The sequence below is a fragment of the Phytohalomonas tamaricis genome, from assembly GCF_003012345.1.
GTDB lineage: Bacteria > Pseudomonadota > Gammaproteobacteria > Pseudomonadales > Halomonadaceae > Phytohalomonas > Phytohalomonas tamaricis.
Genome location: NZ_PVRV01000020.1, coordinates 806,101 through 819,929, shown reverse-complemented (window position 1 = coordinate 819,929; position 13,829 = coordinate 806,101). Strand labels below are relative to the sequence as shown.

Here is a 13,829-nt window from a genome sequence, read left to right as displayed (position 1 = left end):
ATCCGGGCACGCAAGGCCTACTGTCGGATTTTCGCCAGGCGGGCTTTGCTGGTACTGCAATAAGAAGCCGAGCGAACGCTGATGACGACATCCCCCTTGCCTTTATCCCGCGAGGCTATTCCCCGGGAATCTTTTACCCGCGAGGAGTACGCCCAGCGACTTTCTCGCGTGCGTGCCGCCATGGCGCGTGCCGGCGTCGATGTACTGATCATTTATGATCCTTCGAACATGGCCTGGCTGACGGGCTATGATGGCTGGTCGTTCTATGTGCATCAGTGCGTTCTGGTGAGCTTCGACTGCGATCCGGTCTGGTTCGGTCGTGACATGGATGGCAACGGCGCGCTGCGCACCTGCTACATGGATCCCGAGAAGTGCGTGACCTATTATCCGGACTACTATGTGCAGAATCCGGACATGCATCCGATGGATTATCTGGCCCAGTCAATTTTGCCTGAGCGCGGCTGGGATCGCTGCATCATCGGCGTGGAGATGGATAACTACTATTTCTCCGCCAAGGCCTATATGCGCCTGCAGGCCAACCTGCCACATGCCACGTTTCAGGACACTACTGCGCTGGTCAACTGGTGCCGAGCGATCAAGTCACCGCAGGAAATTGCGTACATGCGTGTGGCGGCGCGTATTGTCGAGCGTATGCACGGCACCATTCTCGACATGATCGAGCCGGGGTTACCCAAGAATCGTTTGGTGGCTGAAATATACAAAACGAGTATCGAGGGTGCCGACGGCTACGGCGGCGATTATCCGGCCATCGTGCCGATGCTGCCGACCGGAGCGGATGCCGCCGCACCGCATCTCACCTGGGATGAGACGCCGTTCCGTAAAGGGGAAGGCACTTTCTTCGAGATCGCCGGATGCTACAAGCGTTATCACGCACCACTGTCACGCACTATCTTTCTTGGCCGTCCGACACGCGATTTCATTCGCGGCGAAGCGGCCCTGCTCGAAGGGATTGAAAACGGCCTAGCCGTAGCCAAGCCCGGTAACCACTGCAGTGATGTCGCCATGGCGCTGGGTGCGGCAATGAGCAAGTACGGCTTCGACCGCGGCGGTGCGCGCTGCGGCTACTCGATCGGGCTTAGCTATCCGCCCGACTGGGGCGAGCGCACCATGAGCCTGCGCCCCAGCGACGATACTGTACTCAAGGCAGGCATGACGTTCCATTTCATGCCCGGTATGTGGATGGATAACTGGGGGCTTGAGATCACCGAATCGATTTTGATCACCGAGGATGGGGCTGAACCGCTGTGTCATTTTCCACGTCAGCTGTTCGTCAAATAATCCAATACAACGTTTATTTACAGGAGAGCGTATGCGTCCAAGTCCCATTTCTGCCACCGTCGATTTCGAGGCCAACGGCGTCCAGCACGGCTTCCTGAAACTGCCAGTGTCCCATGACGAGTCGGCCTGGGGGGCGGTGATGATTCCAATCACTGTGATCAAAAACGGCGATGGCCCCACGGCGCTGCTGACCGGCGGTAACCATGGTGATGAATATGAAGGCATCACGGCGCTGCTCAAACTGGCCAATACCCTTCGAGCCGAAGACGTTCTAGGGCGGGTGATTATCGTGCCGATGATGAACCAGCCCGCGGCACAAGCCGGACGGCGCACCTCGCCGATGGATAAGGGCAATCTCAATCGCAGCTTTCCGGGCGATCCGGACGGCGGGCCAACCAAACAGATCGCTGATTACTTCACGCGTTATCTGGTGCCGATGTGTGACTACGCACTCGATTTGCACTCCGGCGGGCGAACCCTCGATATTCTGCCGTTTGCTGCTGCTCACCGCCTTGATGATCGTGAGCTGGAACGTAAAAGCCTTGCCGGGGCGATGGCGTTTGGCGCCTCGACCGCGATCATGATGTATGAACTCGATGCGGCGGCACTCTATGACACCGTGGTCGAGAACCAGGGCAAGGTACTGGTAACGACCGAGCTGGGCGGCGGCGGCACTTCTACTCCGGCAAGCATCGAAATCACTGAGCGCGGCGTACGTAACTTCCTGATCTTCACCGGCATCACTCAGGGCGAGCTGCAGCGGCCACCGCGTCAAACCTATGTCGAAATGCCTGATGCTTCCTGCTATGTACAAAGCGAGCACAGTGGTCTTCTGGAAATGACGTGTGCGCTGGGTGGTCTGGTCAGGAAGGGCGAAGTGGTGGCGCGTATTTACGACATTACCCGCACCGGTGCCGCACCGGTTGAATATCGGGCTGAGCGCGATGGACTGGTGCTGGCGCGCCGCTTCCCGGCCCGTGTCGAGATGGGGGATACCATCATCGTGCTTGGTGAAATCGTTGAGACTCTGGAGCGCTAGGAATGGAAACGTCATCCATGATGCCAACGCTGCATCATGTCGGCGATCTGGCTGTCGAGGTCGCCGCGCCGCTGGCGATCGGCGAGACGCCACAGGGACTACGGCGCATGGTGCCGATTATTGGTGGCCAGGTCAGCGGCCCCAGGCTCTCGGGGCGGGTGTTGCCAGGCGGCGGTGACTATCAGTTGCTGCGCAGCGACGGCACCATGCTGCTGGAGGCGCGCTATCTCATCGAGCTCGACGACGGTGCGCTGGTCCATGTCGACAATCGCGCTATCCGGCGTGGTTCGGCCGAGGCAATGGCGCGCATTGCTGCCGATCTGCCGGTCGATCCCGCCGAGATATACTGCCGCTCGTCCCCCGTGTTTGAGACCGGTGCGCCGCAGTGGCGCTGGCTGGTCGACTCGATCTTCGTCGCCCGCATCGTCCGGCAGCCGGAGCGGGTCATGATCAGCGTCTTCGAAGTGCAGTGAGGTGCCGTGAAACTCGATCGTTATGACTTCAAGATCCTCGAGATTCTTGTCCGCGATGGTCGCATCACCAAATCAAAGCTGGCCGAGGCGATCAACTTGTCCGTCAGCCCATGCTGGGAGCGGGTCAAGCGACTTGAGAAAGCAGGCATTATCGAGGGATACAGTGCGCGTATCAGCGATAAGGTGCAGGTCCATCGTACCCCGGTATGGATGCAGATCGAGCTGAAGCAGCACAGCATGGAAGCCTTTTCACGCTTCGAGCAAATGATGCTGGCGACGCCTGAAGTCACCGAATGCGTGGCGGTGGGCGGTGGGGTCGATTATCTAGTCAAGGTCGAAGCGGCCAACATCGATCAGTATCAACGCCTGATCGATGACTGGCTGATCTCCGAGCTGGGTATAGAGCGTTACTTCAGCTACATCGTGACCAAAACGGTCAAATGCCAGGCGCCGCCGCTGCGCCTGGAAAGCGACTGAACGGCGACGCCTGATGCCGCGTCCAGCCAGTCTTTAATGCTAGGACTTAAGGCTGCGTACCCTGGTAAGGCATTCCCGTTGCCGCGGAGGCAAAGGTATTTTGCAGGCTTGGTGTGCAGCCTAGATACGCCGAACGCTTAAGCCAAGTCGGGTCAGGGTAGTAGGCAAACAGGTATTGATCGTGCTTGATGCTGTCGATTAACGGTTTGGCGACTTGGCGGCGCACCGCTGGGCAGCCCAGGCTGCGACCGAGCCGGCCGGCTGAATTGATAAACTTCTTGCTGACATAATCCGCACCGTGAATCACGATGGCACGGCTGAACGCATGGTCGTTAACGCCGGGCTCAAGCCCCTCCAGTCGTAGCGAATAGCCGTTCTTGCCCTGGTAGGGGGCAAGGGTGCGGAACAGTCCAAGACTGGACTTGTGACTGTTCGTCACGTTGGAGAAATAGCGTGCCTGCTCGCCACCCGTGCCGCGTCCATGCGCGACCAGTTCCTTGAACAGCAAACGCTGTTTGGCTAGATCGAAAACCCACAGGCGTGGTTGGCTAGACGGGCGAGAATAATCGATGACCGCTAGGCGTTCGGCGAGAGGCTGACCGCGTTGCTCGGCACATGACATGGCGTCAGCGGCCAATTTTAATACTTGGGGATTAGCGGTCGGGGCCAGGGTGATCAATGCGTCGGCCATGCTTTGGGAGGCAGCGACAGCGGAAGTTGGTAGCACGGCGCAGCTTAACAGAGCATAAACGGTAAACTTGTAAACGCGTGACAATAGTGAATCTGACGTCTGGCAAAAGCGTGACGGTGGGGTGGGCATCATTCAAAACCTGCAGGACGTAGCATGGATAAAAAGCACGGGCTGTATCATAGGCTATTATGACAGCGGAACGAATGGCTACGATTTGAGGAGAAAGGGTGTGCAGGTGCAGCAAATCACGAGATTAATGGCCGTATTGCTATGTAGCCTGCTGATAGTAGGGGGTGCACACGCTCAAGCGGAGATGGCAGATCAGGAGGTGAGCGCCCAGCTTCGGCAACTCGTTCATCCGTCTGTGAGTAATGACAAGGCCAAGGGTGATCTTGATCGCAACGTAGCAGCATTCTACAGCACGCGGGAGTTTCGTCCCGCCTGGAATAATGCCGCGACGGTTGCTGCCTTTGGTGCGGCGCTACAGACGCTGCAGAACGATGGCCTGAATCCCGATGATTACGGTGCCGGAACGTTAGCCGATACTTATCGTCACTTATATGGCGCCGATCTTTACCGTCACGTTGCGAGTGTTAAGCCGGATAACGCTAATAATGTTGCGCAACAGCGCGCCCGTTTCGATCTTGCCACGACTCGCGCCTATCTGATGGTGCTTAAGCATCTCAACCGTGGCAAGGTCGACCCGCAAACCGTCGATACGGATTCGAGCATCGAGTCCAAACCGTTCGACCTTGATATAGGCGCTGTGTCTCAAGCAGTTGATACGCAGACGTTTGATACGGTCTTCGATCTGGCGCGGCCTTCTTATCCCATATATAAGCGCCTGCGCGCTGGATTGGCCCGTTATCGCGACATCGAACACAACGGCGGTTGGCCTACCTTGCCGTCACGCGATGAAGCGCTCAGGCCCGGCGAGCGCAGCCCGGATGTACTGATTCTACGCCAGCGTCTGGCTGCCACTGGCGCTCCGGTGGGTGATGCTGCAGATCCACAGGCGTATGATGAAACGCTCGTCGCGGCGGTACGCAGCTTCCAGCGCAACCAGTACTTGATGGACGATGGCGTGGTGGGCAAAAACACCCGCGCAGCGCTTAATGTCAGCGTAAAAGACCGGATCGATCAGATTCGCGTCAATCTTGAGCGTGCCCGCTGGCTATTGCATGGTTTGCCCGAGTCTTATGTGCTGGTCGATATTGCCGGCTTTCAGCTCACCTACTATCAGCCGGACGGAAGTATCTGGCGTTCAAAGGTCGTCGTAGGCAAGCCTTATCGCAAGACGCCCTCATTGCGCTCGCAGATTACCTATCTGACCTTCAATCCCACCTGGACCATACCGCCCACCGTGCTGCAGAAGGATATCCTGCCAAAAGTAAGGCAAGACCCCGGTTATCTCCGCAGCAAGCGTATCCATGTATTGAACATGCAGGGTGAAGAGATCGACCCGGCCAGCGTCGACTGGCAGCATCCTTCCGGCATTATGCTGCGTCAGGAGCCCGGTCCCAATAATGCGCTGGGGCGCGTCATAGTCCGCTTTCCCAACGAGTATATGGTTTATCTGCATGATACGCCGGCCCAGTCCCTGTTCTCCCGTGAGCAGCGAGCATTCAGCTCCGGCTGTATCCGCGTCGATAACGTCCGTGAATTCGTGCGGTTACTGCTGAACAACTCCAAACAGTGGAGTGACAGTGATATCGACCGCACGATTGCCGAGGGTGAAACTCAGAATGTCACCCTGAACACGCCGGTGCCGGTGATCGTTCACTACTGGACCGTTAATGTCGCTGAGAATGGCGAGTTGACCTTCAAGCCGGATATTTACCATCGTGACGATGTGCTTGAGCATGCGCTGGATCGTGCAGTTACCCTATAGGAGTGATGCTCTGGGTAACCAAAGACGAGCGCCGGGGCGGGTAGGACATGTCAGGTGCGCTGAGGGTGCGTTTAATTAAAACGGATGCGCTTAAATTGAGCGCATCACGCTAACCTGTTATCCTGACATCCCATCCTGGCCCTACTTTCTCCGCGGGCCTTTTGATCATGATTCTGACAGGTTTTCCATGACGCGATATATCTTCGTGACGGGCGGTGTTGTGTCTTCTCTCGGGAAGGGCATAGCAGCTGCCTCTCTGGCTGCCATTCTGGAAGCGCGTGGCCTCAAGGTCACGATTCTCAAGCTCGATCCCTACATTAATGTTGATCCGGGAACGATGAGCCCATTCCAGCACGGCGAGGTGTTCGTCACGGAAGATGGAGCGGAAACCGATCTCGATCTGGGCCACTATGAGCGCTTCATCCGCTTCAAGATGACCCAGAGCAACAACTTCACCACCGGGCGCGTCTACGAGCATGTCCTGCGCAAGGAGCGCCGGGGCGATTATCTCGGCGGCACGGTGCAGGTCATTCCGCATATTACCGACGAGATCAAGCGCCGCGTCATCGAAGGTGGTGATGGCTATGACGTCGCATTGGTCGAGATTGGCGGTACCGTTGGTGATATCGAATCGCTGCCGTTTCTCGAGTCGATTCGTCAGCTGCGTGCCGAACTCGGCAGTAGCCAAGCGCTCTTCATGCACCTGACGCTGGTGCCCTATATCAAGACGGCGGGCGAAACCAAGACCAAACCGACCCAGCACAGTGTCAAGGAACTGCGTTCGATCGGTATCCAGCCCGACATCCTGCTGTGCCGCAGCGAAGTCGAGCTGGAAGAGAGCGAGCGGCGCAAGATATCACTGTTCACCAATGTCGAGGAGCGCGCGGTTATTCCGCTGCAGGATGCCGATACCATCTACCGCATTCCGCTGATGCTGCATGACTACGGTCTCGACGAAATCGTCTGTGACAAACTGCGCATCGAGGCGCCGCCCGCTGATCTGAGCGAGTGGGTACATGTCCTCGACGCCAAGCTCAATCCGCTCAAGACGATCAACATCGCCATGGTCGGTAAGTACATGGAACTGCTGGATGCCTACAAGTCGCTCAACGAGGCGCTGATGCACGCCGGCATTCAGACCCGCGTCAAGGTCAACATCGACTACATCGACTCCGAAGAGATCGAGCGTGACGGCGTTGAGCGTCTCGAAGGCAAGGATGCGATTCTGGTCCCCGGCGGCTTTGGCTCGCGCGGTGTCGAAGGGAAGATCGCTACGGCCCGTTACGCCCGTGAGCACAAGATCCCTTACCTCGGCATTTGCCTCGGCATGCAAGTGGCGGTAATCGAGTTTGCCCGCCATATCGTCGGCTGGAAGGATGCGACATCGACTGAGTTTACTTTCGATACAAAGCATCCGGTGGTGGGTCTGATCACCGAGTGGATCACGCCGGAAGGGCGGATTGAGCAGCGCACCGAATCATCCGACATGGGCGGCACAATGCGTCTCGGCGGGCAGTCTTGCGTGTTAGCAGCGGGGAGTAAAGCACGCGAGATTTATGGTGCCGATACCATTATCGAGCGCCACCGTCACCGCTATGAAATCAACAATCAGTTTGTTGAAGAGCTTGAGTCGGCTGGCCTGATCTTCTCGGGCAAGAGCGTTGACCAATCCCTGGTAGAAATGATCGAACTTCCCGACCATCCTTGGTACGTGGCGTGTCAGTTCCACCCGGAATTCACCTCGACGCCGCGTGACGGGCATCCGCTCTTTACCGGGTTCGTCAATGCGGCATTGGCTCACAAGGCGGAAAAGTCCCGCCAGCTGCAAGGGCGAGAACAGAATGTCTGAAACTGAAAAAGTCATCGAATTTGCCGGCCTGAGGGCCGGCAATTCATTGCCACTGACCCTGTTTGGCGGCATGAACGTGTTGGAGTCGCGCGATCTGGCGCTTGAGGTTGCCAATACCTACGTCGAAACGACACGGGCGCTGGGCATGCCTTATGTGTTCAAGGCCAGTTTTGACAAGGCCAATCGCAGCTCGATCCACTCCTATCGTGGCCCAGGTCTTGAGAAGGGCTTGGAAATTCTCGCCGAGATCAAGAGCCGCTTTGATGTACCGGTATTGAGCGACGTGCACGAGCCGTGGCAGGCTGAGGCAGTCGCTGAGGTGTGTGATGTGATTCAGCTGCCGGCCTTTCTGGCGCGTCAGACCGATTTGGTCGTGGCGATGGCCAAGACCGGTGCGGTGGTCAATATCAAGAAGCCACAGTTTCTCGCGCCGCATGAAATGCGCCACATCCTGACCAAGTTTCAGGAGGCCGGTAATGACCGTTTGATGCTGTGCGAGCGCGGCTCCAGTTTCGGTTATAACAACCTCGTCGTCGACATGCTCGGCTTTGGCGATATGAAGGATACCGGCTTCCCGGTGATCTTCGATGTCACCCATTCTCTGCAGCGACCAGGAGGGCGTGCCGACAGCGCCGGTGGGCGCCGTCAGCAGGTGGTCGAGCTTGCTCGCGCAGGCGTTGCCGTTGGGCTGGCAGGCCTGTTTCTTGAGGCTCATCCCGACCCTGATAATGCCAAGTGTGACGGGCCGAGTGCGCTGCCGCTCGACAAGTTGCCGGCATTTCTTGAGCAAATCAAAATGCTCGATAGTGTTGTCAAAAATTTCGACAAGATTGAGATAAGCTAGACCCTGGCTGAGAGAGCCCTTGTCGGTTTCGTGCGATGCATCGCTGAATGTCGTACGAAGCCTGATGTGCTATTCATTCGCTATCCGTCAAAAGGAAGCTTCAATAATGGCTGAAATCGTCGATATTCGTGCACTGGAAGTACTCGATTCCCGTGGTAACCCGACTGTGTATGCGGAAGTTGTGCTGAAGGACGGCGCGCGCGGTAATGCATGTGCGCCTTCTGGTGCGTCTACCGGTTCACGCGAAGCGCTGGAACTGCGTGACGGGGACAAGTCGCGCTATCTGGGCAAGGGTGTGTTGAAAGCAGTCGAAGCAGTCAACGGGCCGATTCGTGACAAGCTGGTAGGTATGGATGCTGCCGATCAGAAAGCACTTGATCGCGCGATGATCGATCTCGACGGTACCGACAACAAGGCCAACCTGGGGGCCAATGCCATTCTTGCCGTCTCACTCGCTGCCGCCAAGGCTGTCGCCAGTGAGAAGGGCATACCGCTTTACGCCCATATCGCTGAGCTTTATGGGCAGCCTGGCCAGTACAGCATGCCGTTGCCGATGATGAATATCATGAACGGCGGCGAGCACGCTGACAATAACGTTGATATTCAGGAGTTCATGGTTCAGCCGGTCGGTGCTTCCAACTTTTCTGAAGCGCTGCGCATGGGCGCGGAAATCTTCCACGCGCTAAAGAAAGTGCTTTCCGCTCGTGGCCTGGCGACATCCGTTGGCGATGAGGGTGGTTTTGCGCCTGATCTTGAATCCAACGCCGATGCACTTGCTGCGATCAAGCAGGCAGTCAGTGACGCTGGCTATGAGTTGGGCAAGGACGTGACTCTGGCGCTCGATTGCGCCGCGTCAGAATTCTACAAGGATGGCCAGTACACGCTATCCGGTGAGAATAAGACCTTCACCAGCGAGACCTTCGGTGACTACCTGGCGGAACTGGCCAATGAGTATCCCATTGTCTCGATCGAGGATGGTCTTGATGAATCTGATTGGGATGGCTGGAAGACGCTGACTGACAAGCTTGGTGACAAGATTCAGCTGGTCGGTGATGACTTGTTCGTGACCAATACGCGGATCTTCAAGGAAGGCATCGATAAAGGCATTGCCAACTCGATTCTGATCAAGTTCAACCAGATCGGCTCGCTGACGGAAACGCTTGAAGCCATCAAAATGGCGCAGGACGCGGGTTATACGGCAGTCATTTCTCACCGTTCAGGCGAGACTGAAGACACCACTATCGCTGATCTGGCGGTCGGTACCTGTGCCGGTCAGATCAAGACGGGGTCCCTGTCACGTAGCGACCGCGTCGCTAAATATAATCGCTTGCTGATCATTGAAGATGAGTTGAAAGGCAAGGCGCCATACCGTGGGCGTAGCGAAATCAAAGGCCAGTGAACATACTGGCGTAGCGTGCCATTGAGCACGCTACTGTCATTAGATTATTTGCTCCGGCTGCCCTTGGGTAGCCGGTTTTTTATGTGTGAAATATCTATTTACTGGGCATATAAAGCGCTTACTTGCGCTTCTTAATTCAACTTCTACGATAAATATTGGCTAAAGACTTTCGATAACCTAGGTAATTCATGGCTTATATATCTTGAAGATAAGATTATTTAATAGATGAGGCACATCCATTCAATAATTGAATGATTAATTCAGCTATATACCTGCAGTTTCGGCGCGCTTGGTACGTTATGGATGACGTTTCCAGCAGGGAAGTGGCCGTAGGAGTGTTGAGCAGAAGGAACTGTTCTAGGAGTGCTGGAAGCAACGGCGGCCTGCGGGCCGCCATTTTTATGCTCGGCTGTCATCCTTCGAAGACAGTGCGGCCATGCTGGCATCGTGGAAGTGGAGAGTGGGGCGATGAAACCTGGTCTTCTCTCCTAATCTGCAAAATATCAGGAGCACTATGGAACCAGAGAAAGCATCAGCGCTCTAGATACTGAAGTTTCCCTTCGACACCGTCCCATTTCTGGGCATCTTCCGGCGGGTCCTTCTGTTCGTTGATGTTGGGCCAGATGTCGGCCAACTCAGCGTTCAGCTCAATGAACTCTTCCTGCCCTTGTGGCACTTCATCTTCTGAATAGATCGCTTCTGCTGGGCATTCCGGCTCACAAAGGGCGCAGTCGATACATTCATCCGGATGAATAACGAGAAAATTCGGCCCTTCATAGAAGCAATCGACGGGACAAACTTCTACGCAGTCGGTGTATTTGCAGCGAATGCAGTTATCGGTGACGACGAACGTCATGGTTAAAGTCTCCCTGAGGCCACGGTAGCCGCCGCGCTGTTGACTGGCTCAGGATGCGCGGGGATTTTTGAAAAAGTCCGGTATTCTAGAAGCAGACCCTGCCGCCGACAAGGCGCTGTCAGCGCAGGGTTGGGGATCTCCTAGAGCTTTTCTCGCCATTGATAGATCATTTTCAACGCTTCGCGCGGTGTAAGCCCATCGATATCCAGAGACTCCAGGGCTTCGACAACCGGATGTGTTGGCGAGGCGAAGAGGTCGGTTTGATGGGGAGAGGATGTCGCCCCCTCTGTGCTACGACCGCTGTGATGAGCGCTATCATGATGGCGGTTGACTTCCTGATGCTCAAGCTCAGCAAGCTTGTCGCGGGCACGGTTGATGACGTGCTTCGGTACGCCGGCCAGTTGCGCGACCTGTAGGCCATAGCTCTGGCTGGCCGGGCCGGGTTCGACGCGGTGCATAAAGACGATGCCATCGTTATGCTCGGCCGCCGTGAGGTGTACGTTAGCTACGCTGTCAGCCTGTTCGGGCAGCGCCGTCATCTCGAAATAGTGTGTCGCAAACAGTGTGAAGGCCCGTATCCTGGCGAGATACTCGGCGCTGGCCCAAGCCAGAGAGAGCCCGTCGAAGGTGCTGGTGCCGCGACCGATCTCATCCATCAGCACCAGACTTTCCGCCGTGGCATTGTGAAGAATATTCGCCGTTTCGGTCATCTCGACCATGAAGGTCGAGCGTCCACCGGCCAGATCATCTGACGAGCCGATGCGGGTAAAGATGCGATCGATCGGGCCGATCTCGGCGCGTTCTGCCGGGACGAAGCTGCCGGTGTGGGCAAGCAGCGCAATCAGGGCGTTCTGGCGCATGAAGGTTGATTTGCCGCCCATGTTGGGGCCGGTAATCACCAGCATGCGGGTCTGGTCATTGAGTTGCAGATCATTGGGTACGAAGGGGGCGTCGAGCACGTGCTCGACCACCGGATGGCGACCGTTGACGATGGTGATGCCCGGCGCCTCATGTAACTCAGGACGCACAAAATCGAGGCTGATGGCACGCTCGGCGAAAGTACTCAGCACATCGAGGCTCGCCAGCGCCCGTGCGCTGCCCTGTAATGCTTCGAGTTCAGCGTTGAGATCATCCAGCAGGCTTTCATAGAGCAGCTTTTCACGGGCCAAGGCGCGTGCCTTGGCAGAAAGCGCCTTGTCTTCGAATTCCTTGAGTTCAGGGATAATAAAACGCTCGGCATTTTTCAGCGTCTGGCGACGAATGTAGTCGGCGGGCACTTCTCTAGCTTGAGCGCGCGATATCTCGATGTAGTACCCGTGCACGCGGTTGTAACCCACCTTGAGGCCCGCAAGGCCGGTGCGTTCACGTTCTCGCGTTTCGATCTTGAGCAGATAGTCACCGGCATGCTCGTGCAGCCCACGCAATTCATCGAGCTCGTCGTCAAACCCTGCGGCGATGACGCCACCATCGCGAATAACCACGGGAGGATTGTCGATCAGGGCACGAGTGAGGGTATCGGCCAGCGCCGGGTAGGGGACAATATGACGCTTCAGGTTATCGAGTATCGAGCCTGTTTCGAAGGTGGTGAGAGCTTCGGCCAGTTCGGGTAGCGCATTCAGACCATCACGCATCCGGGCCAGGTCACGCGGACGGGCGCTACGCAGGGCAATACGGGCGAGAATACGCTCAAGATCACCGATCTGCTTGAGGGCATCATTTAGCGGGCTGTAGCGTTCATGTTCGCATAACAGTGTGACGGCACCTTGGCGGGCGATAATCTGTTCACGATCACGCAGGGGACGATTTAACCAGCGGCGTAGCAGGCGCGAACCCATCGCCGTCGCGGTGGTATCAAGTACGCTGGCTAGCGTATTGTCATTGCCACCGCTCATGCTGATATCGATTTCAAGATTGCGTCGGCTGGCGGCGTCAATGACGACCGCTTCATCACGCGTTTCGATGCCCAGCGCGGTAATGTGTGGCAGGGCGGTACGCTGGGTATCTCGGGCGTAGCCAATCAGGGCGCCGGCTGCGGCGATGGCACGCACCAGGTGTGTACAGCCAAAACCGTTAAGATCCTGGACCTGAAACTGATTGCATAGCAGGCGTTCGGCCGTATCAAAGTCGAAGTGCCAGTCACTCTGGCGGCGCAGGCCAGGACGGTTCTCCAGCATTGCAGGTAGCACCAGGTTTTCGCCAACCAGCAGCTCCGCTGGATTGAGGCGGTGCAGCTCGGCCAGCATGTCGGCTTCGCTCTCGACTTCGAGAATATTGAAGCGTCCGCTGGAAAGCTCGAGCCAGGCGATACCCCATACATCTTGTTGGGGATAAAGAGCGGCGAGCAGGTTGTCGCGCTGTTCGTCGAGAAGCGCTTCATCATAGAGCGTTCCCGGCGTAATGATCCGCACGACCTTGCGTTCAACTGGGCCCTTTGTAGCGCCGGGATCACCTATCTGTTCGCAGATAGCGACCGACTCGCCCAGCTTTACCAGCCGGGCAAGATAGCCTTCGGCGCTGTGGTAGGGAACGCCGGCCATCGGGATCGGCGCGCCACCAGACTGGCCGCGTTTGGTCAGGGTAATGTCGAGCAGTTGAGCGGCGCGCTTGGCGTCATCATAAAAAAGTTCGTAGAAGTCACCCATCCGGTAGAAGAGCAGCACATCAGGATGTTCGTGCTTGATCTTCAGGTACTGAGCCATCATGGGCGTATGTTGAGTCGTCGGCTGTGGTGTCACGAGTGAAACGGTTTCCGTCGAGTATTTCGATGAAGAGAGTCAGTAGGCAAACGGGGCAGATGCCGTGAGCCAGTAATAATACAAGGTTACCACGAGCGCACAGTGACGAGCAGGGAATGACGGAGCTAAACGATCCTCAGATGGGCATCTGAATTGTTCGTCTGCGCTATGATGTGCAAGAAGAAAAATTTGTAATCCGGTGAAATTATCCGAAAGTAAAAAGCGGATTTCACTACTGTATAAAATAGGATTAAAAAAACGAGCCCTGTTGAAGGG

11 protein-coding genes are annotated in these 13,829 nt (G+C 56.5%); 8 read left to right on the top strand and 3 right to left on the bottom strand.

Features of this window, described 5'->3' with window-relative positions; genetic code table 11:
* Window positions 1-81: 81 nt before the first annotated feature.
* Genes doeA through C3Z11_RS09185 form a run of 4 tightly spaced genes read left to right on the top strand, consistent with a single transcriptional unit; the run spans window position 82 to window position 3,288 of the window.
* Entirely contained in the window at window positions 82-1,299 is a 1,218-nt protein-coding gene (gene doeA / locus C3Z11_RS09200; RefSeq protein WP_106477608.1) for an ectoine hydrolase DoeA, read from the top strand.
* Between the two features lie 31 nt (window positions 1,300-1,330).
* Window positions 1,331-2,338, top strand: a complete 1,008-nt coding sequence (gene doeB, locus C3Z11_RS09195; RefSeq protein WP_106477607.1) for a N(2)-acetyl-L-2,4-diaminobutanoate deacetylase DoeB — start codon at window positions 1,331-1,333, stop codon at window positions 2,336-2,338.
* Between the two features lie 2 nt (window positions 2,339-2,340).
* Window positions 2,341-2,811 carry a DUF3237 domain-containing protein gene (locus C3Z11_RS09190; RefSeq protein WP_106477606.1) on the top strand — a complete coding sequence of 157 codons (471 nt, stop codon included), beginning with the start codon at window positions 2,341-2,343 and terminating at the stop codon, window positions 2,809-2,811.
* A gap of 6 nt (window positions 2,812-2,817) precedes the next feature.
* A complete protein-coding gene (locus C3Z11_RS09185; protein WP_106477605.1) occupies window positions 2,818-3,288 on the top strand; it encodes an Lrp/AsnC family transcriptional regulator in 471 nt (156 codons plus the stop codon).
* A 46-nt stretch (window positions 3,289-3,334) separates the two neighbouring features.
* Here C3Z11_RS09185 and C3Z11_RS09180 read toward each other — a convergent pair whose 3' ends face one another.
* Window positions 3,335-4,108, bottom strand: a complete 774-nt coding sequence (locus C3Z11_RS09180; protein WP_106477604.1) for a murein L,D-transpeptidase catalytic domain family protein — start codon at window positions 4,106-4,108, stop codon at window positions 3,335-3,337.
* A 100-nt stretch (window positions 4,109-4,208) separates the two neighbouring features.
* Here C3Z11_RS09180 and C3Z11_RS09175 point away from each other — a divergent pair, with 100 nt between their 5' ends.
* The 4 genes from C3Z11_RS09175 to eno all read left to right on the top strand — a co-directional run bounded on the left by C3Z11_RS09175 (window position 4,209) and on the right by eno (window position 9,962).
* The gene (locus C3Z11_RS09175; RefSeq protein WP_158700978.1) at window positions 4,209-5,870 is read left to right on the top strand and encodes a L,D-transpeptidase family protein; all 1,662 of its coding nucleotides are present in this window, start codon (window positions 4,209-4,211) and stop codon (window positions 5,868-5,870) included.
* Between the two features lie 187 nt (window positions 5,871-6,057).
* Window positions 6,058-7,719, top strand: a complete 1,662-nt coding sequence (locus C3Z11_RS09170; RefSeq protein WP_106477602.1) for a CTP synthase — start codon at window positions 6,058-6,060, stop codon at window positions 7,717-7,719.
* Complete coding sequence (kdsA, locus tag C3Z11_RS09165) at window positions 7,712-8,563, top strand: 3-deoxy-8-phosphooctulonate synthase (protein ID WP_106477601.1); 852 nt, start codon at window positions 7,712-7,714, stop codon at window positions 8,561-8,563. Before C3Z11_RS09170 ends, kdsA begins: the two co-directional genes overlap by 8 nt.
* A gap of 106 nt (window positions 8,564-8,669) precedes the next feature.
* The gene (eno, locus tag C3Z11_RS09160) at window positions 8,670-9,962 is read left to right on the top strand and encodes a phosphopyruvate hydratase (protein WP_106477600.1); all 1,293 of its coding nucleotides are present in this window, start codon (window positions 8,670-8,672) and stop codon (window positions 9,960-9,962) included.
* A 532-nt stretch (window positions 9,963-10,494) separates the two neighbouring features.
* Here eno and fdxA read toward each other — a convergent pair.
* Window positions 10,495-10,818 carry a ferredoxin FdxA gene (gene fdxA / locus C3Z11_RS09155; protein ID WP_106477599.1) on the bottom strand — a complete coding sequence of 108 codons (324 nt, stop codon included), beginning with the start codon at window positions 10,816-10,818 and terminating at the stop codon, window positions 10,495-10,497.
* A 140-nt stretch (window positions 10,819-10,958) separates the two neighbouring features.
* Window positions 10,959-13,520: a DNA mismatch repair protein MutS gene (gene mutS / locus C3Z11_RS09150; protein WP_106477598.1), complete on the bottom strand. Its 2,562-nt coding sequence runs from the start codon at window positions 13,518-13,520 to the stop codon at window positions 10,959-10,961.
* Between the last annotated feature and the right edge of the window lie 309 nt (window positions 13,521-13,829).